The 25,298-nt window shown below is 37.3% G+C and carries 24 protein-coding genes, 3 tRNA genes and 1 pseudogene; 18 read left to right on the top strand and 10 right to left on the bottom strand.

Annotated features, from left to right (window positions below; translation table 11 throughout):
• Nucleotides 1-232 precede the first annotated feature (232 nt).
• From secA to QGN23_RS09690, 3 genes are all read right to left on the bottom strand, one after another.
• Nucleotides 233-3,304, bottom strand: coding sequence for a preprotein translocase subunit SecA (gene secA, locus QGN23_RS09700; protein ID WP_282906384.1), 3,072 nt, complete (start codon nucleotides 3,302-3,304; stop codon nucleotides 233-235).
• Between the two features lie 116 nt (nucleotides 3,305-3,420).
• Nucleotides 3,421-3,642, bottom strand: coding sequence for a DUF2795 domain-containing protein (locus tag QGN23_RS09695; protein ID WP_133439307.1), 222 nt, complete (start codon nucleotides 3,640-3,642; stop codon nucleotides 3,421-3,423).
• A gap of 93 nt (nucleotides 3,643-3,735) precedes the next feature.
• Nucleotides 3,736-4,764, bottom strand: a complete 1,029-nt coding sequence (locus QGN23_RS09690; protein WP_282904114.1) for a GDP-mannose 4,6-dehydratase — start codon at nucleotides 4,762-4,764, stop codon at nucleotides 3,736-3,738.
• A gap of 199 nt (nucleotides 4,765-4,963) precedes the next feature.
• On the opposite strand from QGN23_RS09690, the gene QGN23_RS09685 reads away from it, so the two are divergent.
• From QGN23_RS09685 to QGN23_RS09675, 3 genes are all read left to right on the top strand, one after another.
• A complete protein-coding gene (locus tag QGN23_RS09685; RefSeq protein ID WP_282904113.1) occupies nucleotides 4,964-5,242 on the top strand; it encodes a hypothetical protein in 279 nt (92 codons plus the stop codon).
• Between the two features lie 74 nt (nucleotides 5,243-5,316).
• On the top strand, nucleotides 5,317-6,108 hold the full coding sequence (locus QGN23_RS09680) for a DUF2797 domain-containing protein (RefSeq protein ID WP_282904112.1): 792 nt from the start codon (nucleotides 5,317-5,319) through the stop codon (nucleotides 6,106-6,108).
• A gap of 65 nt (nucleotides 6,109-6,173) precedes the next feature.
• A complete protein-coding gene (locus tag QGN23_RS09675) occupies nucleotides 6,174-8,849 on the top strand; it encodes a hypothetical protein (RefSeq protein ID WP_282904111.1) in 2,676 nt (891 codons plus the stop codon).
• Between the two features lie 15 nt (nucleotides 8,850-8,864).
• On the opposite strand, the gene QGN23_RS09670 is transcribed toward QGN23_RS09675, so the two are convergent.
• From QGN23_RS09670 to QGN23_RS09655, 4 genes are all read right to left on the bottom strand, one after another.
• Complete coding sequence (locus QGN23_RS09670) at nucleotides 8,865-9,209, bottom strand: hypothetical protein (RefSeq protein ID WP_282904110.1); 345 nt, start codon at nucleotides 9,207-9,209, stop codon at nucleotides 8,865-8,867.
• Between the two features lie 166 nt (nucleotides 9,210-9,375).
• Nucleotides 9,376-9,459: transfer RNA gene (locus QGN23_RS09665), tRNA-Leu, on the bottom strand.
• Between the two features lie 3 nt (nucleotides 9,460-9,462).
• Nucleotides 9,463-9,538: transfer RNA gene (locus QGN23_RS09660), tRNA-Gly, on the bottom strand.
• A gap of 31 nt (nucleotides 9,539-9,569) precedes the next feature.
• Nucleotides 9,570-9,651, bottom strand: a tRNA-Leu gene (locus QGN23_RS09655).
• Between the two features lie 160 nt (nucleotides 9,652-9,811).
• On the opposite strand from QGN23_RS09655, the gene QGN23_RS09650 reads away from it, so the two are divergent.
• The 8 genes from QGN23_RS09650 (at nucleotide 9,812) to QGN23_RS09615 (ending at nucleotide 16,161) form a co-directional block, all read left to right on the top strand.
• Nucleotides 9,812-10,186 carry a DUF3127 domain-containing protein gene (locus tag QGN23_RS09650; protein WP_133439313.1) on the top strand — a complete coding sequence of 125 codons (375 nt, stop codon included), beginning with the start codon at nucleotides 9,812-9,814 and terminating at the stop codon, nucleotides 10,184-10,186.
• Between the two features lie 48 nt (nucleotides 10,187-10,234).
• Nucleotides 10,235-10,882, top strand: coding sequence for a leucyl/phenylalanyl-tRNA--protein transferase (gene aat, locus QGN23_RS09645; RefSeq protein WP_282904109.1), 648 nt, complete (start codon nucleotides 10,235-10,237; stop codon nucleotides 10,880-10,882).
• A complete protein-coding gene (locus QGN23_RS09640) occupies nucleotides 10,879-11,793 on the top strand; it encodes a DMT family transporter (RefSeq protein ID WP_282904108.1) in 915 nt (304 codons plus the stop codon). The genes aat and QGN23_RS09640 overlap by 4 nt, the downstream gene beginning before the upstream one ends.
• 136 nt (nucleotides 11,794-11,929) lie before the next feature.
• A complete protein-coding gene (locus tag QGN23_RS09635; RefSeq protein ID WP_282904107.1) occupies nucleotides 11,930-12,583 on the top strand; it encodes a CBS domain-containing protein in 654 nt (217 codons plus the stop codon).
• 79 nt (nucleotides 12,584-12,662) lie between these two features.
• Complete coding sequence (locus QGN23_RS09630; RefSeq protein WP_282904106.1) at nucleotides 12,663-13,529, top strand: NAD kinase; 867 nt, start codon at nucleotides 12,663-12,665, stop codon at nucleotides 13,527-13,529.
• Between the two features lie 71 nt (nucleotides 13,530-13,600).
• Entirely contained in the window at nucleotides 13,601-14,668 is a 1,068-nt protein-coding gene (fbaA, locus tag QGN23_RS09625) for a class II fructose-bisphosphate aldolase (protein ID WP_282904105.1), read from the top strand.
• Nucleotides 14,669-14,748: 80 nt separating this feature from the next.
• Nucleotides 14,749-15,600 (top strand): acetyl-CoA carboxylase, carboxyltransferase subunit beta, encoded by an 852-nt coding sequence (accD, locus tag QGN23_RS09620; protein ID WP_282904104.1) that lies wholly within the window; start codon nucleotides 14,749-14,751, stop codon nucleotides 15,598-15,600.
• A gap of 54 nt (nucleotides 15,601-15,654) precedes the next feature.
• Nucleotides 15,655-16,161, top strand: a complete 507-nt coding sequence (locus QGN23_RS09615) for a DUF6973 domain-containing protein (protein WP_282904103.1) — start codon at nucleotides 15,655-15,657, stop codon at nucleotides 16,159-16,161.
• 84 nt (nucleotides 16,162-16,245) lie between these two features.
• Here QGN23_RS09615 and QGN23_RS09610 read toward each other — a convergent pair whose 3' ends face one another.
• Together QGN23_RS09610 and QGN23_RS09605 are read right to left on the bottom strand one after the other, a co-directional pair.
• Nucleotides 16,246-16,734, bottom strand: coding sequence for a hypothetical protein (locus tag QGN23_RS09610; protein WP_282904102.1), 489 nt, complete (start codon nucleotides 16,732-16,734; stop codon nucleotides 16,246-16,248).
• Between the two features lie 15 nt (nucleotides 16,735-16,749).
• A complete protein-coding gene (locus QGN23_RS09605) occupies nucleotides 16,750-19,416 on the bottom strand; it encodes a TonB-dependent receptor domain-containing protein (RefSeq protein ID WP_282904101.1) in 2,667 nt (888 codons plus the stop codon).
• Nucleotides 19,417-20,004: 588 nt separating this feature from the next.
• Between QGN23_RS09605 and QGN23_RS09600 the strand changes: the two genes are divergently transcribed.
• Complete coding sequence (locus tag QGN23_RS09600; protein WP_282904100.1) at nucleotides 20,005-20,769, top strand: murein L,D-transpeptidase catalytic domain family protein; 765 nt, start codon at nucleotides 20,005-20,007, stop codon at nucleotides 20,767-20,769.
• 55 nt (nucleotides 20,770-20,824) lie between these two features.
• Here QGN23_RS09600 and QGN23_RS09595 read toward each other — a convergent pair whose 3' ends face one another.
• Nucleotides 20,825-21,625, bottom strand: a complete 801-nt coding sequence (locus QGN23_RS09595; RefSeq protein ID WP_282904099.1) for a GLPGLI family protein — start codon at nucleotides 21,623-21,625, stop codon at nucleotides 20,825-20,827.
• Nucleotides 21,626-21,774: 149 nt separating this feature from the next.
• Between QGN23_RS09595 and QGN23_RS09590 the strand changes: the two genes are divergently transcribed.
• The 6 genes and pseudogenes from QGN23_RS09590 (at nucleotide 21,775) to QGN23_RS09565 (ending at nucleotide 25,264) form a co-directional block, all read left to right on the top strand.
• Complete coding sequence (locus QGN23_RS09590) at nucleotides 21,775-22,104, top strand: HesB/IscA family protein (protein ID WP_282904098.1); 330 nt, start codon at nucleotides 21,775-21,777, stop codon at nucleotides 22,102-22,104.
• Between the two features lie 24 nt (nucleotides 22,105-22,128).
• Nucleotides 22,129-23,580 (top strand): Fe-S cluster assembly protein SufB, encoded by a 1,452-nt coding sequence (gene sufB, locus QGN23_RS09585; protein ID WP_282904097.1) that lies wholly within the window; start codon nucleotides 22,129-22,131, stop codon nucleotides 23,578-23,580.
• 32 nt (nucleotides 23,581-23,612) lie between these two features.
• Complete coding sequence (locus QGN23_RS09580) at nucleotides 23,613-23,819, top strand: DUF2683 family protein (RefSeq protein ID WP_282904096.1); 207 nt, start codon at nucleotides 23,613-23,615, stop codon at nucleotides 23,817-23,819.
• Entirely contained in the window at nucleotides 23,810-24,085 is a 276-nt protein-coding gene (locus QGN23_RS09575) for a Txe/YoeB family addiction module toxin (protein ID WP_282904095.1), read from the top strand. The genes QGN23_RS09580 and QGN23_RS09575 overlap by 10 nt, the downstream gene beginning before the upstream one ends.
• A 1-nt stretch (nucleotide 24,086) precedes the next feature.
• Nucleotides 24,087-24,830 carry a Fe-S cluster assembly ATPase SufC gene (gene sufC / locus QGN23_RS09570; RefSeq protein ID WP_282904094.1) on the top strand — a complete coding sequence of 248 codons (744 nt, stop codon included), beginning with the start codon at nucleotides 24,087-24,089 and terminating at the stop codon, nucleotides 24,828-24,830.
• Between the two features lie 30 nt (nucleotides 24,831-24,860).
• Nucleotides 24,861-25,264, top strand: a pseudogene (locus QGN23_RS09565) (four helix bundle protein).
• Nucleotides 25,265-25,298: the final 34 nt, after the last annotated feature.

Here is a 25,298-nt window from a genome sequence, read left to right as displayed (position 1 = left end):
ATGAAATGCAGACTGGGATTGCTGCTTATGTTGCTGATGGATTGAAAGTTACTTGGTAGGTGTTCGGTTTCAGTTGATATTTGTCATGAATTTTTGGTATAAACTTTTCAAAAAAATAATCTTTTGATTGATGAGTTGGTGGGTATTTTTCCAAGTTGGACTTTGTTTTAAAAAAGAAAATCCCAAAGTAAAATTTCACTTTGGGATTTTTTATTGAATAGTATTATTTTTCCTAAGCTGGGATTTCTCCTTTGTATAAGAATGATACGATTTCTTTGTTGACTCTTTCTACCATTTCGGTGAAAAGATAAAAAGATTCCTGTTTGTAAATCACCAATGGATCTTTTTGTTCGTAAACCGCACCTTGTGAAGAACGTCTTAAATCATCCATTTCGCGTAAGTGTAATTTCCAGTTTTCATCGATGATAGCAAGAGAAATATTTTTCTCGAAATCATTGATCAAAGAATCACAATGGGTATCATGAGCTTCTTTTAAATCGGTAACGATGGTCATTGTTTTCGTACCGTCGGTGAAAGGAACCTGAATCATTTTGAACATTGAACCCTGGTTTTGGAACACATTCTCGATAATTGGGAATGATTTTTCTTTCAACAGATTCAACTTCATTTGGTAATCTTCGGTTGCCGCTTTGAAAAGAATATTGGTCAATTCCGGAACCTGTTTCGTTTTGAATTCACTCTCGGTAACCGGAGTTTCCATGGTGAAATATTTAATGATTTCGTATTCGAACTCTTTATAATCTCCTTCCAGTTTTCCTTGGGTAACGATCGATTGTGACACGTCATAGATCATGTTTGAAATATCATATTTCAGGTGATCACCGAATAAGGCGTTCTTTCTTCTTTTGTAAATAACGTCACGCTGTTTGTTCATCACGTCGTCATATTCCAAAAGTTTTTTTCGGATACCGAAGTTGTTCTCTTCTACTTTTTTCTGTGCTCTTTCGATGGATTTAGAAATCATTCCGTGCTGAATTACTTCCCCTTCTTTATGACCCATTCTGTCCATCATTTTCGCGATTCTTTCTGAACCGAAAAGACGCATCAAATTGTCTTCTAAAGAAACATAGAACTGTGAACTTCCCGGATCTCCCTGTCTTCCGGCACGACCTCTCAGCTGTCTGTCAACACGTCTTGAGTCATGTCTTTCGGTACCGATAATTGCCAGACCGCCATTTTTCTTGACTTCGCCCTGCAATTTAATATCCGTTCCTCTACCTGCCATGTTGGTTGCAATAGTTACCACACCAGGACCACCTGCCATTGCGACGATTTCTGCTTCTCTGGCGTGAAGTTTTGCATTCAGCACATTATGCTGAATTTTTCTCAATTGTAAAGCTTTCGATAATAACTGAGAAATTTCTACGGACGTTGTTCCCACCAAAACCGGTCTACCGGCGGCAGTTAATTTTTCAACTTCTTCAATTACTGCGTTGTATTTTTCACGGTTTGTTTTATAAACCAAATCCTGTCTGTCATCTCTTTGAATGGGTCTGTTGGTAGGAATTACCACTACATCCAGTTTGTAAATTTCCCAAAGTTCGCCTGCTTCAGTTTCTGCTGTACCCGTCATTCCTGCGAGTTTGTTGTACATTCTGAAATAATTCTGAAGAGTAATGGTCGCAAAGGTTTGTGTTGCGGCTTCAATTTTTACATTTTCTTTCGCTTCAATCGCCTGGTGAAGTCCGTCAGAATAACGTCTTCCTTCCATAATACGGCCGGTTTGTTCATCCACGATTTTCACCTCACCGTCGATGACCACATATTCATCATCTTTTTCAAATAAGGTGTACGCTTTCAGCAACTGGCTTAAGGTGTGAACTCTTTCTGATTTTACCGCAAATTCACTGAATACTTTTTCTTTGGCCTCAAATTCTTCTTCTTTGCTTAAATTCTTTGCTTCGATTTCAGCAATCTCAGTTCCGATATCATTCAGGACGAAGAAATCTTTATCTTCATTTCCGGCAGACATATATTCCACGCCTTTGTCGGTAAGATCAATCTGATTGTTTTTTTCGTCGATGACGAAGTATAAATCTTTATCGGCAATCGGCATATCTTTATTATTGTCCTGCATATATTGTCCTTCAACTTTTTGAAGAAGTGATTTATGCCCACTTTCTGAAAGATATTTAATCAGCTGTCGGTTTTTAGGTAAACCTCTGTATGCCTGAAGAAGTTTGAATCCTCCTTCTTTGGTATTTCCGTTAGCGATCAGTTTTTTAGCTTCGTGGAAAATGGCACTTACCGTTTTTTTCTGAATTTCAACAATACGGTCAACAGATGGTTTCAAAGTATCAAATTCCTGTCTGTCTCCCTGTGGAACCGGACCGGAAATAATTAATGGTGTTCTCGCATCGTCTACTAATACTGAATCTACCTCATCGACAATGGCAAAGTTTAACTCTCCCTGTACCAGTTCGGAAGGGGAAGTCACCATATTGTCTCTCAAATAGTCAAAACCAAATTCGTTATTGGTTCCGTAAGTGATGCTTGATTGATATGCTTTTCTTCTGGCGTCTGAGTTTGGCTGGTGATTATCAATACAGTCGATGGTCATCCCATGGAACTGATAAATAGGTCCCATCCAAAGGGAGTCTCTTTTCGCCAGATAATCATTTACTGTTACTACGTGAACTCCTCTTCCGGGAAGAGCATTCAGGTAAATCGGTAATGTTCCCACCAGGGTTTTACCTTCACCGGTGGCCATCTCTGCAATTTTACCGCTGTGCAATACCACACCACCGATGAATTGTACATCGTAGTGGACCATATCCCAAACGATAGGAGTTCCTGCTGCATCCCAATGGTTTTTCCAGACTGCGGTGTCGCCGTCTAAGTCAACGAAATCTTTCGTTGCTGCAAACTCCCGGTCCAGATCGGTTGCCGTAACGCGGATTTCTCCGTTCTGGGCCAATCTGCGGGCAGTTTCTTTGATGAGTGCAAAAGCTTCTGGAAGAATTTCGTTAAGAATTTTTTCTTCGACTTGGTAAGAATCTTTCTTTATGGTTTCGATTTTGGAAAAAAGCGATTCTTTCTCATCAACGTTTGTAGAATTCTTGATCTGTTCTTTGGTTTCCTCAATCTGCGTGGTAAAACCGGCAGTTGCAGTTTTTAATTTTTCTTTAAATTCGGCAGTTTTCGCTCGTAAACCATCATCAGTTAATTCCTGAATTTTCGGCTCTACTGCTTTTATTTTATTTAAAACTTTTTTTACTTCCTTGAGGTCAGTCACATTTTTGTCACCAAGAAAACCTTTAAGAACATTGTCTATAAATCCCATAGTATTTGCTTTCGGCTCAATGCGTGGGAACACGCGGCCATTTTAAAAATTTTAATTTTTAGAATTTTTCTAAAATAGAAAAGTCGATTGCCGAAAACGACGATCGACTGTGTTTTTTAATATTCATCTTCATTCCAAAGATAATCATCATCGGTAGGATAATCGCTCCATACCTCCTCAATCGAGTCATAGATTTCCCCTTCATCTTCGATGGCTTGAAGATTTTCTACCACTTCCATTGGTGCACCTGTTCTAATTGCATAATCAATAAGTTCCGCCTTTGTCATAGGCCAAGGTGCGTCGCTTAAATAAGAAGCTAATTCTAATGTCCAATACATATAATATAATTTTTTGCAAAAGTATAAAAATCATTGACATAAAAATATTTTTGTCTCTGATTTTCAACAAACTTTGATTAATATTTATTTTTTTCAGGAAGCATTTCTCAAAAACCATTCCACAAACTTTTTTATGCCATTTTGGAAATGAGTTCTTGGCTGATAACCGATTAAAGTTTTGGCTTTTTCAATATCCGCACTCGTTTTTATCACATCGCCGGGTTGCATTGGCAGATTTTTTTTCAGTGCTTTCTTTTCTAGTTCATTTTCAATTGCGGTCACCATTTCATCCAGGGAAATCACTTCACTTTCACCCAAATTGATGATTTCGTAAACATGATCGTGCGTTTCAATATACACAATTGATTTCTGAATGCCTTCAATGATGTCTTCAATGAAAGTATAATCTCTTGCGGTAGAGCCATCTCCATAAAAAGGGATTTCTTTGTCTTCGGATATGAGTTTGGTGAATTTATGAATCGCAAGATCAGGCCTTTGTCGGGGGCCGTAAACGGTAAAAAACCGCAGATGAATGATATCAATTCCATAAAGATGATGATAAACATGTCCTAAAATCTCAACACATTTTTTCGTGGCAGCGTAAGGCGAAATAGGTTTCTCTACAGCATCTTCTTCTGAAAAAGGCGTTTTTTCATTATTCCCGTAAACACTCGAACTTGAAGCGTTGATGAATTTTTTAATTTTAAAATCTTTGCACAACTCCCAAAGATTCATGGTTCCTTTGATATTCACTTCCTCATACTCAAGCGGCCGCTCGATCGAAGGACGAACGCCTGCTAAAGCTGCAAGATGAATCACGATATCAATTTTATGCTTTTGAAAAATTTTCTCTAATCCTTCTTTATCTCTAATGTCCTGATAATATAGCTGATAATTTTTTGATGAGGTTTCAAAAATTAATTTCTGAACGTCCAGTTCTTTTTCATGGAAGGTAAACTCTAGCATTTCTCCAACGGATTCCAGCGTATTTTTGATTTTAATCTTGTAATCATAAAAATCATCAAAGTTGTCAACATTAATGACAGAATGTCCATTTTTTAATAAGTGCTCGATCAAATGAGAACCTATAAATCCCGAGCCGCCTGTTATGATGTAATTCATGGTGTGTTTTTAAAACGCTAAGATAGGGATTTAATAAAAAAATTCAATCCTGAAGCGTACGGATTTGCGTAATTTTTTTAAGAGTCATATTGTACTTCATTGTTGCTGATTAAAACGGATTAAGTGGTTCATTTTGTATGATTTAACGCATAGTATTTTATTGGCGTTTTCCGTAATATTGTGTAATAAAACCAAAGTTATGAAACAAATGATTGTTAAGTATCCGTTAGTGATGATGGTGGCATTTCTGCTTGTTGTCTCGTGTAATAAAAAAGAAACCGTAACTGCGGCGGCTGAAAATCCTGAAGTGGTAATGCCCGCTTCAGATTCATTGTTGCATAATGATTCTACCGATTTGAGTTATGATTCTGCCACCGTGAAAACGGCAGTTGGCGTGAAGGATGAGGAGCAAAATGCGGTCAAAGATGAAAAAGCAGATGCCGAAAAACTGAAAAAAGACGAAGAACACGAGAAGTAGTTTTTCTCTTTTAAAAACTTAAAAGACATCCTAATCCAGGATGTTTTTTTATATTTGGCTCTAAATATTTAATCATGAAATTCTCCGGACAGATTCTTAAAATGGCCACTCAAAATGGTCAGCCAATTCAGTATTTCCTTAACCTGTCGAATGATTTAATTAATATGAATCAGTTGATCGGTAAGAATATTAAATTGAAACATATCGGTTACGAGTGTGTAAGTTGCGACAATGACGAGAAAATCTACCGGATGGGTTTCTGCAAAAAATGTTTTTTCGAAAGCCCTTTTGCCAGCGAGACGATTATTCGGCCGGAACTGTCTACGGCGCATTTGGGAATTGGCGAACGGAATTTAGAAGTTGAGGAATCGATTCAGCTAAAACCGCATATCGTTTATCTGGCTTACACTGGCGATGTGAAAGTGGGCGTAACAAGAGCGTCGCAAATCCCCACGAGATGGATCGATCAGGGTGCAACATTCGCACTTCCGATTGCAAAAACAGAAAACCGCTACGAAGCCGGCATGATTGAAGTGGCAATGAAAGAACATCTTGCCGATAAAACCAACTGGCGCAAAATGCTGGAAGATGATTATGAAGATGATTTGGATCTAGCTGACTTCCGCGAGAAAATAAAAAACCATTTCCCCGAAGATTTCAAAAATTTCTATTCCGGTGAAGAAGAAATTGTAAAACTCGATTTTCCGTATGAAGCACCAGAAAAAATCACGTCTTTTACTTTAGATAAAAATCCGGAATTTGAAGGGATTCTAAAAGGAATTAAAGGACAGTATCTTGCTTTCGAAGGTGGGAAATTTATTAATATCAGAGGTCATGAAGGGTATGTGATTGAGATGGAGATATGAATTCTGCCTGATAATCAGTGATTTTAAAGAAGTGAAAATGGTTCTATAATTGTATCTTCGGTTCCATGAAGAATAAAAAATTTAGAATTTTTTCAATCATCCTGGGGATTCTGCTTTTGCTTTTTCTCTCCATCAATTTTGGGTTGAACTTGTGGCTCAGAAGCAATCTGCCAGGTTACATCAAAAAGAATTCTGAATATATTATTACTTATAAGACACTGGATGTCGAGTTAGAAACCGGAAATATTTTTGCCACCGGAATTACCATCAATAATCAAAATCCGGATCGTACCGACAAAGTTGGATTGCAGGGGACGGTCGATACGTTATCGGTTTCAAGATTAGGGATTTTTGATCTGATTTTTAATAAAAGTGTTTCTATCGATAATTTAATACTTAAAAATCCAAAACTCAATATCAATCTCCCGAAACCGATTGATGAAAAAACGGGGGAAAAAGCAAATCCTGTTCAGTTTAAAAATATCAATATCAGTCGTGGAAATATTCAGATTTTCCGGCATACCAAACAGAAATTGCTGTCCGTAAAAGATTTGACTTTGATGGTTCAAAATCTTCAAATGACCGAAAAATCCCTCGGCGATCAATTACCCATTGCTTTTGAAAAGTACCATCTTACAGGAAAAAACTTCTTTTTCCGTCCTGATAATTTGTACGCGTTTACCGCAGAATCGATTTCGACGGAAGATGGGCAAATGAACGTGAAAAAGTTCGCCATGATTCCGCTTTTATCCTATCAGAATTTTCTGAAATATTATCCCAAAAAACGAAATCTATTTGACATTAAAGCTGCTGAAATGAGTTTTAAAGATTTCATTATTAAAGATAATAAATGGTCTCTCAGTGATGTGAAATTTGATAATCCGGAAATAACGGTGTTTACGACCCATGTAAAACCAAAGGAGAAGAAGAGAAGTTTTACCAATGAGCTGAATCTGGGAAATGTACTTTTAAATAACGCAAAAATCACGATTCTTAAACCCGGAGAGAATCCTTTATTTGTTGCCGAAAATTTAACAGTGCAAATCAGTCATTTGCAGATGAATGCCGAAACGGTAAAGGGGAAAATTCCTTTTAAATATGAGAATTTTGATATCAAAGGAAAAAACATCAGTTATGTTTCGGACCATGAAAACGTGAAAGTTGCCCATTTATCGGTGAAGCCAAAGTCTGCGGACTTCCAGAATGTTTCGGTAAAGCCAACCGCGGTCAATGCTGATAAAACAAGTCTGGATCTTACCGCAAATCAACTCAATTTTCAAATTAATGACTGGCAATTCATCAATAATAAACTGAAATTAGATGTTCAGAATATTGTAGTCGATCAATTAAACGGAACCATTCGAACTGCCAATAATTCAAAAAAAAAGAAACCCACTTTTGAGGGAGTTCAGTTTCCATTAACGGTGAAAAATGTAGTTTTAAAGAATTCAAATTTGGTTGTGGACCGTAAAAACCAGCCTTTGGTTTTTAAAGAGTTGAACGCCAATTTTCAAAATATCGAAATGAATGCGCAAACCATCAAAGAGGCCATTCCTTTTAAAACCGGGAATTACAATTTGACGACCAGGAACTTTAATTATAAAACTAAATTCTATAATCTGACGGCTTCACTTTTAAAATTGAATAAAAATGCGGTTCAGATTTCTAATTTTGCGATGAAACCTACCGTTTCACGGGCACAATTTATACGAATGATTCCGTCTGAAAAGGATTTGTATGATATTGCGGTCAGTAAAATCAGCGCAAATGGAACGTGGGATTTGATTTCGGAAAACCAATATCTCAATCTGGAAAATGTTGCTCTTAATAATGTAAATGCCAATATTTTCCGGAGTAAAATTCCCAAAGATGATTTAACCGAAAAGCCGATGTATTCTGAATTATTGAGATCAATTAAGTTTCCTCTTTTCATTAATAATTTAGATATTGTAAACTCACTTTTGGTGTACGAAGAAGACACCAAAAAAAGTGACGGGCCTGGAAAACTTATTTTCAGTGATTTCAATATGAATGTGAAAAACCTGAATTCAGCAAAAATGGCAGGAAAACCTACGCAGATTCCGATTTCGGTCAACTGCAGGTTTATGAATGCTTCTCCGATGAATGTCAAATGGAGTTTTGATACGGCAAATACGAACGATGCTTTCGCAATTTCGGGGAATATTGCAGATCTGCCGGCATCCAGAATTAATCCGTTTATTGAGCCTTATCTGAAAATCCAGGCAACCGGCTTGATCTCTGATCTGATTTTCGATTTTAAAGGAACGAAGCAAGGCATTCAGGGAACCTTGAAAATGGTTCATCAGAATTTAAAAGTTTCTATCCTGAAACCAACCGGCGATAAAAATAAACTTCTTTCGGCGGTGGCTAATATTTTTGTAAAATCAAATTCCGGAAATTATCCAGCGTCAGTAGAAGTCGAAGGGGTAGAACGGGATAAAACGAAATCCTTTTTCAATATGTTATGGCGCGGGATAGAACAGGGTTTAAAGAAAACCTTAATCGGCAAAAATGCGCCTAAAACAGAACAGTCGATAAAAAATACAGTCGGCAATACCAAATCTGCTTTGGAACAAAATAAAACCGAACTGAAAGAAACGAAAGCAGAAGTGAAGGAAAAACTTAACAACGTTAAAGGAAAAGTTCAGGAAAAGAAAGAAGTTGTGAAGGAGAAGGGCATTTTCAAAAACCTGTTCAAAAAGAATTCTTCTTCTAATTAAATGGGGACGGATTTTCTATTGATCAATATTGTGTATCTCATTTTCCTGTACAGGTACTTTTCGTAAGAAATCGGCGAATTCCTCACCGCTATAATTGCTTTCGCCACCGTAGGAATCCAGTATCGTTGATAATTCACCTTCTTTGTCTTCGATCAGATATAACACTGCATTGTCATCTGCGCTGCTGTCTCCTTCGAACCGGTAAGACTTCACGATGCAGAGGTCTTCAGGTTGATAAAGTTTTTCATCTTTTCCCAAAACCAGTTGTTTTTGAGAATTCATTGTGATTTCTTTGGTGATTCCCCGTTGTCTGAGAATATTGAGCACTTCGGAAAGTGTTTTTAAATTGTGATCTGACATGATATGGTATTTGATTTTAAAGCAACAAAAAAAGTACCATCACTTAAAACCAGGACTTGCGGGGGTTTTCAGGATTAGAAAAAAGAAAACAAAAAAAAGAAGAAGTTTCCGAGACTTACAAGAAACAAAAAAAACGCTGTTAATCAATGATTAACAGCGTTTAAAGTACCTCGGACGGGACTTGAACCCGTACATCCTTACGGACACAGGATTTTAAGTCCTGCGTGTCTACCAATTCCACCACCAAGGCAAGTGGAGCGAAAAACGGGATTCGAACCCGCGACCCCGACCTTGGCAAGGTCGTGCTCTACCAGCTGAGCTATTTTCGCAATTTCTTGAAAAAATCCTCAGAAATTTTCGTGCGGATGAAGGGACTCGAACCCCCACGCCTCACAGCACCAGATCCTAAGTCTGGCATGGCTACCAATTACATCACATCCGCTAAATGAACACTGTTCTTTTTTTTGTGAGTGCAAATATAAAAGATTTTTTCTTTCTAAACCAAACTATTTTTTAAAAAATTTAATTTTTTCGAAAATACACCCAGAACTTTCTTTTTAGATTCCTTTTTATTACTTTTACCGCTTTAACGAATTTATATCATGGAATTACAAGGAACAGTAAAGAAAATAACTGAAGTTCAGACGTTTGCGAGCGGATTTCAGAAAAGAGAAATGGTTTTAACAACCGAAGAGCAGTATCCGCAACCCATTAATATCGAATTTCTTCAAGAAAAAGGAGATTTACTTAATCCCTTGAAAGAAGGTGATAAAGTGAAAGTTTCTATCAATATTAGAGGGAGAGAGTGGACTTCACCACAAGGAGAAGTGAAATATTTCAACTCAATCACAGGCTGGAAAGTTGAAAACTTAGAATCAGCTGGTGGTTTTGAACCAACTCAGGCAACACCATCTGCAACTAAACCTGCGGAAGGAAAAGGCGTTTTTGAAGAAGACGAAGACGATTTGCCGTTTTAATATTGAAATTTTATAAATCCTGCTTTTTTGGCAGGATTTAATTTTCAGATGATTCTCCTAGATCCCAATGAAATTTCTTTTCCTGATCCCGCTTTGTTGGAGTCAGAATCCGGAATCATGGCCATGGGTGGCGATCTGTCGCCTCAGAGGTTGTATTTCGCTTATCAGCTCGGGCTGTTTCCGTGGTATAATCCGGGCGAAGAAATCCTTTGGTGGTGTCCCGATCCAAGATTCGTGCTTTTTCCCCAAGATTTAAAAATTTCTAAATCGATGAAAAAGATTTTGCGCGATGAGGTTTTTACTTTTACCACAAATACATGTTTTCGCGAAGTCATGGAAGAATGCAAAAATACTTTTAGAAAAGATCAGGACGGAACCTGGATTTCAGAGGAGTTAATCGATTCTTTTGTAGAGCTTCAGGAAAATGGGATCGCAAAAAGTATTGAAGTTTGGCAAAATGATCAGTTAGTCGGTGGATTCTACGGCCTGCAGATCGGGAAAATATTCTGTGGCGAAAGCATGTTTGCGAAAGTGAGCAACGCTTCGAAAGCGGGATTTATTCATTTTATTCAAAGTCAGAAAGAAAACCTGGAATTGATCGACTGTCAGATTTATTCCGAACATTTGGAAAGTTTGGGCGCAACCATGATTTCAAAAAAAGACTATTTAAATCTATTAAAAAATCAACAAATATGAATCCTGAAAAAGAAAGATGGGTTTTGCTGATAGTGCTCTCTATCATTTGGGGTTCTTCATTTATTCTTATTAAAAAGTCGCTCGAGCATTTTAATCCTTATGAAGTGGGTGCTTTACGGGTTTTGATCGCCGGAATTCTTTTGCTTCCAATGGCAATAAGTAATATTAAAAAATTTCCCAGAAAACATTTAAAGTGGTTAGTCCTGGCGGCTTTAACCGGGAATTTTATTCCGATGTTTCTTTTTCCGATTGCTGAAACCAAAGTCAGCAGCAGTATTGCAGGAATTGTCAATTCGATGATGCCTATTTTTGTGATCATCGTTGGGTTTCTTTTTTGGAAATTTTCAACAACGAAAAGGCAATTAATTGGCGTGGCAATAAGTTTTTCTGGTGCGTGCATTTTAGCGGTTTCTGGCGGAGAAGGTGGAGAGCTGAAATTAATACCTATTATTTTGCTTCTGGTAGCGACTCTGGGTTATGCCATTTCAATGACTACTGTAAAATCTAAACTCCATGAAATACCGGCGAAAATTCTGTCTGCATTTGTGTTTTCCTTTGTGTTAATCGTCCCATCTCTCATTGCGCTTGTATTTGCAGGATTCTTTAATGATCTTCATCCGAACAAAGATTTGTTCATCGGATTGGGCTTTGTGAGTTTGCTTTCGGTTTTTGGAACGGGGCTGGCCATGATGCTGAATTATCGCCTGCTCAATATCTCCACGCCTTTATTTGCTTCTACGGTCACTTTATTAATGCCGGTAGTTGCTGTAATTTGGGGCTTGTTGGATGGGGAAAAGCTGACGGCGATGCAATTTGCAGGGGCACTTATTATCCTTGCTGGACTGATTTTTCTGCGGGCGAGAAGCCCTAAAAAAGAAAAACCGCAAGACCCTGAAGTAGTGCGGTTTTAAATAAATCTAATAAAAAGTAAAAATGAAAGGCGACAAAGATATATAATTAGATTTATACTATCCAAATCTTTTTTTGTAAATTTTAAATTATTTCAAAAAGGATCATTCTCTTTTATTATTTTGCTAAATTTGGCTAATGTTTATCAAAGATTACATTTCTAAAGATTATCCTGCGTTCAATACCAGCGATTCCATAGAAGAAGCCAATGAAGTAGCCAAAGAATTTGGCTATACCCACGTTTTCATCAAGAAGAAAGGGGTTTATCAGGGCGCGTTAAGTCAGCAGTTTCTAGAGGAAAGTCCTGAAGGAACACTGCAGACGCTTGAACATCATTATGAAAAATTTGCCCTGCTTGACGATGGGAATGTTTTAGATTCGATTAAGCTTTTTTATACTTTCAACAGCAATGTCGTTCCGATCATTAATAAATTGGAAAAATACCAGGGCTATCTTTCCTGTGACGACGTTTTCTGCGAGTTTGCAAAATATCCGTTATTCTCAGAGAATGGGGCATTGTTGGTGATTCAAAACAATAAAAGAAACTACTCGATGACTGATATCTGTAAAATCGTGGAATCGAATAACAGTAAGATTTATGGTTGTTATATCAGCGCTTTTGAAGGAGATGATGTACAGATTACTTTAAAAATAAGCAGCGAAAATTTAAGCTCGATTGATGAAACTTTTGAACGCTACGGATACAGCGTGGTTCAGAAATATTATGATGACGAGAAAGAAGAACTGCTGAAAGACCGGTTCGGATTTTTTCAAAAATATATGGAATTTTAAAACAGATGAAACATAATATCCGCTTATTGAAAAGAAATAAAAATCTGTCGGTGTTATATCTGACAAATGAAAAAAGAAGATGAAAGCAGCTATTTATTCCCAGAAAAATGATTTAGATACCTTTTTGTATCTGAGTAAATTTGTATCTGAACTCGAAAAAAGAGGAGTTCAAGCCATTCTGTATGAGGAAATGGCAGATGCAATGCAGTTTTCTAAAATCTTTGAAACCTTTGCCGGTAAACAGGATTTGAAAGAAAAGAAAGTAGATTTGTTTTTTACTTTCGGTGGCGACGGGACCATTGTGAATTCCCTTCTTTTTGTACAGGATTTACTGATTCCGGTTGTGGGCGTCAATACAGGACGACTTGGTTTTCTGGCAAGTTTTACCAAAGAAGAAGTTTTTTTGGAACTCGACGGGATTATCAAAGGAGATATGAAAATCAGTGAACGGTCGGTTATTGAAATTATTTCACCCAATAATTCAATGTTTTTCCCTTACGCATTAAATGATTTAACCATCTCACGAAAAGAAACTACTGCGATGATCACAGTGGAATCTTATATTAATGATGAGTTTCTTAATACTTTTTGGGGTGATGGAATTATCATTTCGACTCCAACGGGATCAACTGCTTATTCGCTGAGTTGTGGTGGTCCCATTATTACACCCAATAACAACACTTTTGTCATTACACCCATTGCTCCCCATAATTTGAATGTTCGCCCGCTCATCGTAAATGATGATGTTGAGATTCTGTTAAAGGTAAAAAGCCGTGTTCCACAATATTCACTGTCACTGGATTCCCGCCTGTTCCACATGGAAACTGATGTAGAAATCATCTTGCGGAAAGCTCATTTTAAAATACTCTTGATTCATCCCACGAATCTTAGTTTTTACGAAACAATCCGTCAGAAACTGCTGTGGGGAAATGACAAAAGAAATTAGATATTCAACTTTAAATACTTAACTTTACTGTTCCAAAATCAGCAAAAAATAAATCTATAAAAATATCAACTATGAGCAAGAAATTTCCGGCAGGAGTTGCCACAGGGCAAATGGTTTCAGACATTTTCCAGTTCGCAAAGGAAAATAAATTTGCACTTCCCGCAGTGAATGTTATTGGTTCCAGCAACGTCAATGCAACGATAGAAACCGCCGCAAAACTGAATTCTCCTGTAATTATTCAGTTTTCTAATGGTGGTGCTGCTTTTAACGCAGGAAAAGGATTGAGCAATGACGGACAAAAAGCCGCAATTTTAGGAGGGATCGCCGGAGCAAAACATATTCATACTTTAGCAGAAGCTTACGGAGCAACCGTTATTTTGCATACCGATCACTGTGCGAAGAAATTATTGCCATGGATAGATGGACTGCTTGATGCGAGTGAAGAGTTTTTTGCCCAAACCGGAAAACCGCTCTATTCTTCTCATATGCTTGATTTATCAGAAGAGCCAATCGAAGAAAATTTGGACATTTCCTGCAAGTACTTCGAGAGAATGGCAAAAATGGGAATGACATTAGAAATCGAATTGGGAATTACCGGTGGCGAAGAAGATGGAGTAGATAATTCGGGGGTAGATTCTTCAAAATTATATACCCAGCCTGATGAAGTTGCTTATGCTTACGAAAGATTAAATGCTATTTCGCCAAACTTTACGATTGCTGCAGCTTTTGGAAATGTTCACGGAGTTTACAAGCCGGGGAATGTAAAATTAACACCGAAGATTCTTGATAATTCTCAGAAATATGTGGAAGAGAAATACGGATTAGGAGCAAAACCAATTAATTTCGTTTTCCACGGTGGATCGGGTTCTTCTTTAGAAGAAATTCGAGAAGCAATCGATTATGGGGTAATTAAAATGAATATCGATACCGATTTACAGTTCGCTTACACGGAAGGAATCCGGGATTTCATGGTCAATAATATCGAATATCTTAGAACCCAAATCGGAAATCCTGACGGTGCTGACAAACCGAACAAAAAATATTATGACCCAAGAGGTTGGGTGAGAAAAGGCGAAGAAACCTTTAGCAAAAGATTGGAGCAGGCATTTGAAGACCTAAACAATATTAATACTTTGTAATTAAATTATTTTAGATATTGTTTTTAAAAGCAATTTGTTTTTATTTGCAATCTGAAATTTATAATCTAAAATTAAACTCAATGGCATTTGACTGGTTTAAAAGGAAAACACAAAACATCACTACTTCTACAGAAGATAAAAAAGACGTTCCCAAAGGACTTTGGCATCAGACCCCAAGTGGAAAGATTGTGGAACATGAAGAACTGAAAGCTAATAATTATGTGTCTCCAGAAGATGGTTTCCACGTGAGAATTGGCAGTAGAGAATTCTTTTCAATTCTTTTTGATGACAACAAATTTACGGAACTCGACGCTGGTGTTGAAAGTGTAGATATGTTGAGTTTCAAAGATACCAAGTCTTACACAGACCGGCTGAAAGAAGTAAAAGCCAAAACGAAATTAACAGACTCAATCAGAAATGCAGTAGGAACTGTTAATGGTGAGAAAATGGTGATTTCCTGTATGGATTTTAGTTTTATCGGTGGATCTTTAGGTTCCGTGATGGGTGAGAAAATCCGTCGTGCAGTTGATTATTGCATTGAACACAAACTCCCGTACATGATTATCTGCCAGTCTGGTGGAGCGAGAATGCAGGAAGCAACCTATTCACTGATGCAGTTGGCAAAAGTACAGGCGAAACTGGCTCAGCTTTCAGAAGCCGGCTTGCTGTACATCGCCTATTTATGTGATCCAACTTTTGGTGGGATTACCGCTTCTTTTGCGATGACCGCTGATATTATTATTGCAGAACCGGGAGCTTTGATCGGTTTCGCCGGTCCTCGTGTGATCCGTGAAACAATAGGAAAAGATTTACCGGAAGGATTCCAGACTTCAGAGTTTCTGCAGGAAAAAGGATTCGTAGATTTCATTGTTAAAAGAACCGAAATCAAAGATAAAGTTTCGAAAACAGTAAGATTGTTAGCGCACGCTTAACACATTTCAATTACTAATAAAATCTCACCTCAATTAAAGGTGGGATTTCTTTTTATGAGAAACATCAAAATAATATTCAACGCTTTAAGATCCTTAAGTTTTACCAAAATTATGAAACTTTTGCGGTTGATTATTGCGCATCCATTATTTTCAATTCTGGGATTTTACGCAACCGTGAGAAGTTTCTCCTTAGCACAAAAACATTTCCCCAAATCCCATGCTACCAATGGAGAAGGAAATGCTTTTCGACATGCGCTCTGGAACTGCCTGATTCTCATGTACTGCTGCAAAATTTCTTCGCCACAAAAAGCTTTGGATTATTGCAGGAAAATGACCGATTTGCACGAAGAACTTTTTCCCAATAAACCACTCGAAACTAAAATGGATCTGCATAACAATCAAGTAGGAATGGATTATTTCATGGAATTGCTTCCAGGCGTTCACCGCCAATTCTTCGAAACGAGTTTTTTCGTGAAAGGACTTATTGAAAAAACCAAAACTGCAAAAGTCCTGAAAAGTTTAGAAGATGATTTTAAAGGCGATCTGGTTTATTTAAAGTAAAAAACCCCGACATCGCCGAGGTTTTAAAGTCAAGTTTCAAAAAGCGGAAGGTTTTATATCTACCGCTTTTTTAATTCCCAATTTTTAAGTTAAAGGAGCGCCAACTTCTAAATCACATCGGTGATGAGGTTCGCCGTGTGCCGGATTATTAGCAGGTTTCGGCCCAGATGCCTGCATTGGTGCAGGTGAAGGCGAAAGCGCAGGTGAAATTGGACTTGTGTTAAAATTATTGTTTGAAGCATTTTGCTGAGGCATTACCTGAGGAGCCGCATTTTGCTGTGGCGCACTGTCGATTGGCGCTCCAACAGGAATCTCGCAACGGTGAAAAGGTTGGCCATGTTCAGGATTCAAGGCGGGTTTTTCACCTGTACTATTTGCAGTAACTGCTGTAGCATCCTGTGAAACCGATTCTCCACTGGCAGAATTTGTATCAGCAACGTTTGTGGAATCATTCATCGGAGTTGCAACTTCAGCAGTTTCTGTTGAAGAGGCAACTTTTTTATCGCACGAATAAAGAATCGCGGCACTTGCTATTAATAATGGCAATATTCTCATGTTTTCTATTTTTTTCAAAAGTATGAAATTTAATTAGAACTTAAAATCAAGGCCGAAATACACATTTGCTCCCATAATCGGTGCATAAACCATTCCTGCATCAAAATAATTCCCGAAAGGATTTTCAGCATCAATAATCGGATTGTTCTGCGTATAACCTAACAGGTTTTCTCCGCCGACATAAGCGCGAATGTTTTTATTAAAATTTCTGGAAATCTGGGCATTAAGAGTAGTGTAACTTTTAGAATATTCCGGTAATCTGTATGCTGAAGGATTCGTATTTAAATTGGGAAGTTTCTGTTTTCCAATCAGCTGAAGCGTTGCATCAACATTCCAGAAAGCACCATTGTCTGTTTTGTCAGTAGAGTAGGAGGTATTAAAGAAACCTCTGTTTTTTGCCATAAAGGGAATTTCTCTTTTTCCTCCAGTAAAATCTGCCTGAACATCATAATACTTATATGCCAATCTCATTTCTAAGTTTTTTGCTGGCGTAAAATCCAACTGAGTTTGAAAACTGTTGGCAAATGATTCTCCTTCCAGATTATAAAAAACGATTTTTTGGGGAGAAATATCTAAATCGGTCAGGACTTGATTTTGAAAATCTGTTCTGAAGAAATCTGCAATCAAAGTCGCTTTTCTGTTAAATAATTTGAATTCCTGCTGCACGCTTGCTCCGTAATTCCAGGCAATTTCAGGTTTCAAATCATAGATTTTTCCACCATTTCCTAAGATTTCAATTTGTCTGTTCGATCCGAAATATTGCTGACTTTCAGCAAAAACATTAGCGGTTCTAAAACCTTTTCCGGCCGAAAGTCTAAGAATTGTTTTAGGCAAAACATCATATTTAAAGTTTAATCTTGGCGTAAACTGCGTTCCTGCCAAATTGTGAAAATCTGTTCTGGCTCCGGCAACCAAAGTGTATTTCAGCCCTGTCAAAGTATATTCGAAAAATAATCCAGGTACGGTTTCCGTTCTTTTATAATTTTGAGTCAGATAATCTTCGTCGTATTTATCGTATAGAAAACTTGCGCCCGTTTTGAATTTATTATTGGTATTTCCGATAATGCTTTCAAAAACCAAATTCGAGTAAAAAGTATTCTGGTTTCCCCAATAATTTCTGTTTCCAAAGAAACTGTCCTGTTGATGTGTCGTAAACTGGTTCATCCAGCCGATACTTTGGTAAGGTTTGCCTTTAAAAATATATCCGGTTTTATTCCAGATTTCGAAACGGGAAAGGTCGATTCCAACCCCATAAGCATTTTGTTGAGAACGGTCGGTTTTCTTGTCAAACGCAGTTTGTCCTCCGAAACGTTCATCTTTCACAAAACTAATTCCGAAATGAGTTCCTAAGCCGGAATGCTCCAAATCATTATAATTTAAAAGATAGGCAGCATTAATTTGATTTCCCGTCGGTTGATCCAGAAAGCCATCATTGTTAGAGTCAATTCTTCCTAAAGTCGCATTGCCATGAAGCAAGAGCGACTGACTCCAATGTTCGTTCAGTTGAGAAGTCGCGGTAATATTGCTCTCTACTCTTCCGTTCGCGTCTGCAAAAAAGTTAATCGCCGTTTCTGGTTTCTCATTTGCTTTTAAAAGTTCGGTATTAATTTGTCCCGTGATACTTTCGTAGCCATTAACCACGGTGCTTCCTCCTTTCGTTAGCTGGATGCCGCCAATCCACCTTCCGGGAATTAAATTCAATCCATAAGGTGCTGCTAAACCACGAATGGAAGGCAAGAGTTCTTTCGTCAACGCAGTGTATTTTTGATCCAAACCTAACATTTTCAATTGCTTGGTTCCGGTAACAGCGTTCGTGAAAGAAACATCAACGGTCGCATTCGTTTCAAAACTTTCCGATAGGTTACAACAGGCGGCTTTCAATAATTCTTTGGTACCGATATTAAAGGTCAAGCCGGTTTCTTTTTTACTTAAAGCCGTTGCATCTGCCAGTTTGATTAACCGGACTTCTTCAATTGATTTATCGAAATGATCAGCATGTTCCGAAAAGTCTTTTTTAGGCGCTGGCGCTTCATCATGGTGAACCAAATCACTTTTCACGCCCAAAGGTAATTCCCGGTCGTACAGGCAGCAGCCGGGAAGATTTTTGTAAGTATCATCTTTCGAAGTGTACCTCTCATTATCATGCCCAACTTCTGCAATCTTTTTTAATATTAAATCCGCTGAAGTTTTTTCAGGATTAAAGTTTAATGTTACAATCTGCGTTTCTGCATCCCAGGTTGCCGAATCTGCACCAGCACTGGCCGCCGCTTTTTCGATTCTCGCTTTGCATGAACTGCAGTTCCCACGAACAAAAAACTGATGATCATTTTTCAAAGGATTCGAAGAAATTTCTTTTTTTAGAAAAGAAGGCGCTCTATCATAATGACAGCAGGAAGGAAGTTTTTCGTAAACCGCATCAGTTGCAGTGAATTTTTCGTTGTCGTGCCCGGCATCTGCGATTTTCTTTAAAATTTGATCAGCCGAAGTTTTGGTTGCATCAAATTCCACTTCCAGCTGCTGAGTATCGGCGTTCCAGTTGGCGGTTTTTGCGCCTGTTTTTTTTGCTGTACTTTCTATTCTTTCTTTGCACATACCGCATTCTCCTTTAACCAGGAAAGTTGATTTTGTGACTGTTTGTGCGTATAAGAATGAAGTGAATATAAGGGAAAATAAGCAAAGACTTTTTATCAAAGTTTTCATTTTTAAAATAAGTTAATTAACATAAAAGGTTGCCAAAAGAACGTTCTTTTGGCTGTAGTCTATTGTGTTAACCTATTTTAGGGGGTTGCCAGATGTTTTGAATATTGGAAGAGAAATAAGAATTCCCATACCCGAAATTAAGGTCCTGAATAAAAAAATGCTTTTTTAAATTTGAATTAAATTCTGATGAAGGATAATTCATTACGAAATGAACTGTGCATGAATGACATTTGTTACAATCATCGCCACAGTTGTTTTTTTTGGAATTGTCTGTGGAGTTTTCAGAATGACAGGTGGTTGGTTTTTTTGTTTTGCAACAATCTTCTTTAGTCGATTTCTGATCGCAGCATTCAACTGTACTTTGAGCATAAAGCATCTGCTTGGGAAGAATAAAAATACTCAATCCCAAAACCATAAAAAATATTTTCAAAGTTCGTGACATGCTTTTGCAAAATTAATAAATTTAATTGACCTGGCCTGATAATCGTTAAATCCTCTTAAGAAAAGTTAAAAACTTACTATTCAATTGTCTGATAATTAATTAATTGTAATTTTGCCAGCGAAAAATCGTTTAACATAATATATAGAATGAAGAAGATCCTTTTACCATTAATAACTGTTTTATTTTTTGCTACCTCTTTTTATAACTTAGAAGACTTAGAGAAAAACCCAACAGAAACTCCTTTAAACACACAGTCACAAAACTTAGTCTTAAAAATAGAGCCGAAGTCTACCGCAAAATATGCGGAAGAAATCTACAGTTCGATCGGTTTCGACAACATCAATCAACTCCAGTCCGAAGTTTTTTCCAAAGCCTTTGTAGGATTTACCAATCTTAAAAAAGAAGGAAAATTAGATGAAGATTCTCATTTATTAACCATTTGCGATTTTTCGTTATCTTCCACAGAGAAGAGACTTTGGGTCATTGATCTGAATGAAAAAAAAGTCCTTTATAACTCTCTGGTTGCTCACGGAAAAAACACAGGTGAAGAATTCGCTCAGAAATTTTCAAATACCGAGAGTTCTTTACAAAGCAGTCTTGGTTTTTTTATTACAGAAAGTACGTATAATGGTTCCAACGGTTATTCGTTGAAACTTTTGGGAATGGATTCGGGCTACAATGATGCAGCTTTCCGACGGGCGATCGTGATGCACGGTGCAGATTATGTGAGCGAAGGTTTTATTAAAAATCAAAAACGAATAGGTAGAAGTTGGGGATGTCCTGCGGTTCCCCGCGCTTTAGCTGAAACGATTATCAATACCATCAAAGGGAAGAACTGTCTTTTCATTTATTATCCCGACCATCAATACCTTTCTAGTTCGAAATGGCTGAAGGCTGAGGAGAATATCTAAAACTTCACAATACAAAAATCCCGGTTAACATTTGCTAACCGGGATTTTTTATGATTTATTTTAATTCAATCGGATTGTTGTTTTTCTTCTGTTCTTCTTTTTGGCGTTCCTCCATTTGCTTTCGCTGATTTGGATCCATTTGAATTCTCATTTGACCACCCATTGAGGCCATGGCTGCCATTGGATCTTTTCTGAACTGATCCTGTTGCTTTTCGAAGGCCGCTCTTTTAATATTTATCGTAGAACCTCTTTGGTCGAAATTCACAACCTCATTAATTTTCTTGGCTTCTTTTAAATCGAAACTGTAATCGCCTTTAGCATCTTCAACTTTAACAATTAAACCGGGCAGTCCGGAAAATTTATAAGGGCCATCCTGAAAAGGAACTTCTGGTGTAAACCAAGCATACCAAGTTCTTCCAGCAAAGTTCGTCTCTGCTTTCTGGGTTTTATATTCTCCAATTGTTGCCGTTTCCGGAAGGATTTTCCAATTCATTGGCCGGTCTTCTTCATAAGCGTACTGATCGCGCAGAATTCTTGCTTTATATAATTTTTTCGCGGTTTTATAATCTTTTTCAATAATGAAGTCCATGTTTGTGCGCAAGCTCTGCATTTGACTTCTGTCAAAATTAAAACTTCCGGTTTGTCTCATCCGTCCCATAATAGAATCTCTTTTCAATCTGTTTTCAGCGTAGAAAATAGAATTTCCTCCCGAAATGTCGAGATTGGCTACTTCGGTTTTTGTGGTACTTCTGTCAGTAGAGTCTGGTTTCATAGTTACCTGATATACAAAACGGTTCGCTTGAGCGAAAATAATTTGGGCAGCTAAGCCCAAGACGAGTACGGCGATTTTTTTCATTCTTAAATAATTTGATTTTTTGATGATAATTAGGGGTGAAAGTTAAATTCCACCGTCTATAACATTGATAGACAAATATACCGAAGCAAATTTGATATTCATTATATTATTAGTAATTTTGCAATCTAAAATGATTCTAAATAAAAACAATGATAAAAGTTAGCGATCTAGCGAAAGAAAAAGCCATTCAGTTAATGACTGAAGACGGTTTCGATCCTTGGGAAGATTATATACGAGTCGGTGTAAAAAGCGGCGGTTGTTCCGGTTTAGAATATGTTCTGAAATTTGATAATATAAAAACAGATTCAGATCAGGTTTTTGAAGATAATGGTATTAAAATCGTTGTCGATAAAAAATCAGTGCTTTATCTAGCAGGAACAATATTAGAATTTTCAGCAGGGTTGAATGGGAAAGGATTTGTATTCAACAATCCCAATGCAAACAGAACTTGCGGTTGCGGTGAGAGTTTCTCGCTGTAAAACACATTTAATTTTCATTAAAAAATGGCAACAAAATATACGGAAGACGATCTTCGGGTCGATCTTGAAAATCAAAAATATGAATACGGGTTTACCACGGATATTGAATATGACGATTTTCCGACGGGTTTGTCCGAAGAAATCGTAAAAATGATTTCTGCGAAAAAAGAAGAACCGGAATGGATGACCGAGTGGCGTTTGGAATCTTACAGAATGTGGCTGAAAATGGAGGAGCCGGAATGGGCCAATGTGAATTACGAAAAAGTTGACTTTCAATCGATTCGATATTATGCTGCACCAACCGTAAAACCTGAATTAGCCAGCCTGGATGAAGTAGATCCGGAATTACTGAAAACTTTCGCTAAACTTGGGATTAACATCGAGGAACAAAAAAGATTATCAGGAGTGGCAATGGATATTGTTATCGATTCAGTTTCTGTAAAAACCACTTTCCAAAAAACTTTAAAAGAAAAAGGAATTATTTTTTGCGCAATTTCTGAAGCCATCAGAGATTATCCGGAATTGGTCCGCAAATATATCGGGAAAGTTGTTCCCAGAGGTGATAACTTTTATGCAGCTTTAAACTCAGCCGTATTTTCAGACGGAAGTTTCTGCTATATTCCAAAAGGCGTCAAATGCCCGATGGAACTTTCCACTTATTTCAGAATTAATAAATCCGGCAGCGGTCAGTTTGAAAGAACTTTGTTAATCGCTGATGAAGGAAGTTACGTTTCTTACCTGGAAGGCTGTACTGCGCCCGCAAGAGATGAAAATCAGCTGCATGCTGCGGTCGTAGAGTTAATTGCAATGGATGATGCCGAAATCAAATATTCTACTGTTCAAAACTGGTATCCTGGAGATTCAGAAGGTAAAGGTGGCGTTTTCAATTTCGTAACCAAACGGGGAATTTGTGAGAAGAACGCAAAAATTTCCTGGACGCAGGTTGAAACCGGTTCTGCTGTAACCTGGAAATATCCGAGCTGTATTTTAAAAGGAGATAACTCTGTTGGAGAATTTTATTCAATTGCGGTAACCAATCATCGCCAGTATGCAGATACCGGAACCAAGATGATTCACATCGGGAAAAATACCAAATCAACCATTATTTCTAAAGGAATCTCAGCCGGAAAATCAAACAACTCTTACCGCGGATTAGTGAAAATGATGCCTTCTGCAAAAGGAGCGCGTAATTTTTCACAATGTGATTCTCTATTAATGGGCAATGAATGTGGCGCACACACTTTCCCTTATATCGAAGTTAAAAATCCGACGGCACAACTCGAGCACGAAGCCACAACTTCAAAAATCGGGGAAGATCAAATCTTCTATTGCAACCAAAGAGGAATTAGTACAGAAAAAGCAATTGCATTGATTGTAAACGGTTTCGGAAAAGAAGTTTTGAATAAGCTACCGATGGAATTTGCGATTGAAGCACAAAAATTATTAGAAATTTCTTTAGAAGGAAGTGTTGGGTAGATTTTTGTAATTTTAAAAAAAAATTAAAGAAAATGGAACTTATTCTGAAGAAAGTAAAGAAAAAAGATTTTGAGGTGATAAAATCGCTTGCAAAAGCTTTGGGTTTTGAAATTGAGCAGAAAGAAGAGAAATCCTACAATCCGGAATTTGTAAAAGAAATTTTGAAAGCCCAAAAAGAAATAAAAGCGGGAGAAGGAATAAAAATGACCATGGAAGAACTTGACGCTTTATGGAAATAATTTTTTCTAGAAAAGCAAAAAGCGATTTGGATTTTTGGCAGAGATCGGGAAATAAATTGGTCCTGAAAAAAATCTCGGAACTTGTCCGTGCTATTCAAGAAAATCCCTTTAAAGGAATTGGAAAACCTGAACCTTTAAAACATAATTTATCAGGAATTTGGTCAAGAAGAATCAACCAGGAACATCGGCTGATTTATCAGATGGCAAACGAAAACACAATAGAAATTTTAAATATATTGTCTTTAAAAGGACATTACGAACAATAATATGTTACAAATCAAAAACTTACACGCTAGAATCCAGGACGGAGCAGAAATCTTAAAAGGAATCAATCTACAAATCAATCCCGGCGAAGTACACGCTATTATGGGGCCAAATGGAGCAGGAAAATCTACTTTAGCTTCAGTTATTGCTGGGAAAGAGGAATATGAAGTTACTGATGGTGAAATTCTTTTCGAAGGAAAAGACATTATCGAAGACGCTCCAGAAGAAAGAGCACACGAAGGAATTTTCCTTTCTTTTCAATATCCCGTAGAAATTCCGGGAGTAACCGTGACCAACTTTATCAAAGCCGCCATCAACGAAAACCGAAAAGCAAAAGGTTTAGAAGCGATGCCGGCAAAAGAAATGTTGGCTTTAGTCAAAGAAAATTCTGAGAAATTAAATATCAAAAGAGATTTCCTGGCCCGTTCACTCAACGAAGGTTTTTCCGGTGGCGAGAAAAAAAGAAATGAAATCTTCCAAATGATGATGTTGAATCCGAAATTAGCGATTCTGGATGAAACCGATTCCGGTTTGGATATTGATGCCTTAAGAATCGTTGCAGACGGCGTAAATTCTTTCAGAAGTGAAGGAAATGCAGTTCTATTGATCACGCATTATCAAAGACTTTTAGATTATATTCAGCCAGATTTTGTACACGTTTTAGCTGACGGAAAAATCATCAAAACCGGTGATAAATCTCTTGCTTTAGAATTGGAAGAAAAAGGATACGATTGGCTGCTTAATTAATTTGAAATTTGATGTTTGAAATTTGAAATTATGCCAACGATAAAAAACTTCGAAGATCTGGAAATTTGGAAAAATCAAGGATTTTTTGTCAAAATATAGACAGGCATGGTCTTAAAAATATCAAATTTCAAAAACATGATCAAAATCAAATCGATCGGTCTTCTGCTTCTGTGATGGATAATATTGCTGAAGGTTTCGAAAGGGAGGGAAACAGAGAATTTGTAAATTTCCTTACCATGTCGAAAGGGTCTGTAGGAGAAGTCCGTTCTCAGTTAATAAGGGCATTTGATCGGAATTATCTGGATGAAAGTACTTTTTTAACTCTTAAAGATGAAGCAGCTAACATGTCGGAAATGCTGTCAGGATTTATTACTTATCTTAAAAATTCGGAACATAAAGGCAATAAATTTAATAGGAATAAAGAAAATGAATGATGTTTGAGCATAAGAATTTCAAATATCAAACTTC

The organism is Chryseobacterium gotjawalense, assembly GCF_030012525.1.
Taxonomy (GTDB): Bacteria; Bacteroidota; Bacteroidia; order Flavobacteriales; family Weeksellaceae; genus Kaistella; species Kaistella gotjawalense.
This window is presented reverse-complemented; position numbering and strand designations above follow the sequence as displayed.

Coding starts and splice junctions, on each gene's coding strand:
- QGN23_RS09695 (WP_133439307.1), bottom strand. CDS start 3,642: ATGTATTGGACATTAGAATTAGCTTCTTATTTAAGCGACGCACCTTGG.
- QGN23_RS09680 (WP_282904112.1), top strand. CDS start 5,317: ATGAAATTCTCCGGACAGATTCTTAAAATGGCCACTCAAAATGGTCAG.
- QGN23_RS09675 (WP_282904111.1), top strand. CDS start 6,174: ATGAAGAATAAAAAATTTAGAATTTTTTCAATCATCCTGGGGATTCTG.
- QGN23_RS09690 (WP_282904114.1), bottom strand. CDS start 4,764: ATGAATTACATCATAACAGGCGGCTCGGGATTTATAGGTTCTCATTTG.
- QGN23_RS09580 (WP_282904096.1), top strand. CDS start 23,613: ATGGAACTTATTCTGAAGAAAGTAAAGAAAAAAGATTTTGAGGTGATA.
- QGN23_RS09600 (WP_282904100.1), top strand. CDS start 20,005: ATGAAGAAGATCCTTTTACCATTAATAACTGTTTTATTTTTTGCTACC.
- QGN23_RS09670 (WP_282904110.1), bottom strand. CDS start 9,209: ATGTCAGATCACAATTTAAAAACACTTTCCGAAGTGCTCAATATTCTC.
- QGN23_RS09685 (WP_282904113.1), top strand. CDS start 4,964: ATGAAACAAATGATTGTTAAGTATCCGTTAGTGATGATGGTGGCATTT.
- sufC (WP_282904094.1), top strand. CDS start 24,087: ATGTTACAAATCAAAAACTTACACGCTAGAATCCAGGACGGAGCAGAA.
- QGN23_RS09635 (WP_282904107.1), top strand. CDS start 11,930: ATGTTTATCAAAGATTACATTTCTAAAGATTATCCTGCGTTCAATACC.
- accD (WP_282904104.1), top strand. CDS start 14,749: ATGGCATTTGACTGGTTTAAAAGGAAAACACAAAACATCACTACTTCT.
- fbaA (WP_282904105.1), top strand. CDS start 13,601: ATGAGCAAGAAATTTCCGGCAGGAGTTGCCACAGGGCAAATGGTTTCA.
- QGN23_RS09595 (WP_282904099.1), bottom strand. CDS start 21,625: ATGAAAAAAATCGCCGTACTCGTCTTGGGCTTAGCTGCCCAAATTATT.
- QGN23_RS09615 (WP_282904103.1), top strand. CDS start 15,655: ATGAGAAACATCAAAATAATATTCAACGCTTTAAGATCCTTAAGTTTT.
- QGN23_RS09630 (WP_282904106.1), top strand. CDS start 12,663: ATGAAAGCAGCTATTTATTCCCAGAAAAATGATTTAGATACCTTTTTG.
- aat (WP_282904109.1), top strand. CDS start 10,235: ATGATTCTCCTAGATCCCAATGAAATTTCTTTTCCTGATCCCGCTTTG.
- sufB (WP_282904097.1), top strand. CDS start 22,129: ATGGCAACAAAATATACGGAAGACGATCTTCGGGTCGATCTTGAAAAT.
- QGN23_RS09650 (WP_133439313.1), top strand. CDS start 9,812: ATGGAATTACAAGGAACAGTAAAGAAAATAACTGAAGTTCAGACGTTT.
- QGN23_RS09590 (WP_282904098.1), top strand. CDS start 21,775: ATGATAAAAGTTAGCGATCTAGCGAAAGAAAAAGCCATTCAGTTAATG.
- QGN23_RS09575 (WP_282904095.1), top strand. CDS start 23,810: ATGGAAATAATTTTTTCTAGAAAAGCAAAAAGCGATTTGGATTTTTGG.
- QGN23_RS09640 (WP_282904108.1), top strand. CDS start 10,879: ATGAATCCTGAAAAAGAAAGATGGGTTTTGCTGATAGTGCTCTCTATC.
- QGN23_RS09605 (WP_282904101.1), bottom strand. CDS start 19,416: ATGAAAACTTTGATAAAAAGTCTTTGCTTATTTTCCCTTATATTCACT.
- secA (WP_282906384.1), bottom strand. CDS start 3,304: ATGGGATTTATAGACAATGTTCTTAAAGGTTTTCTTGGTGACAAAAAT.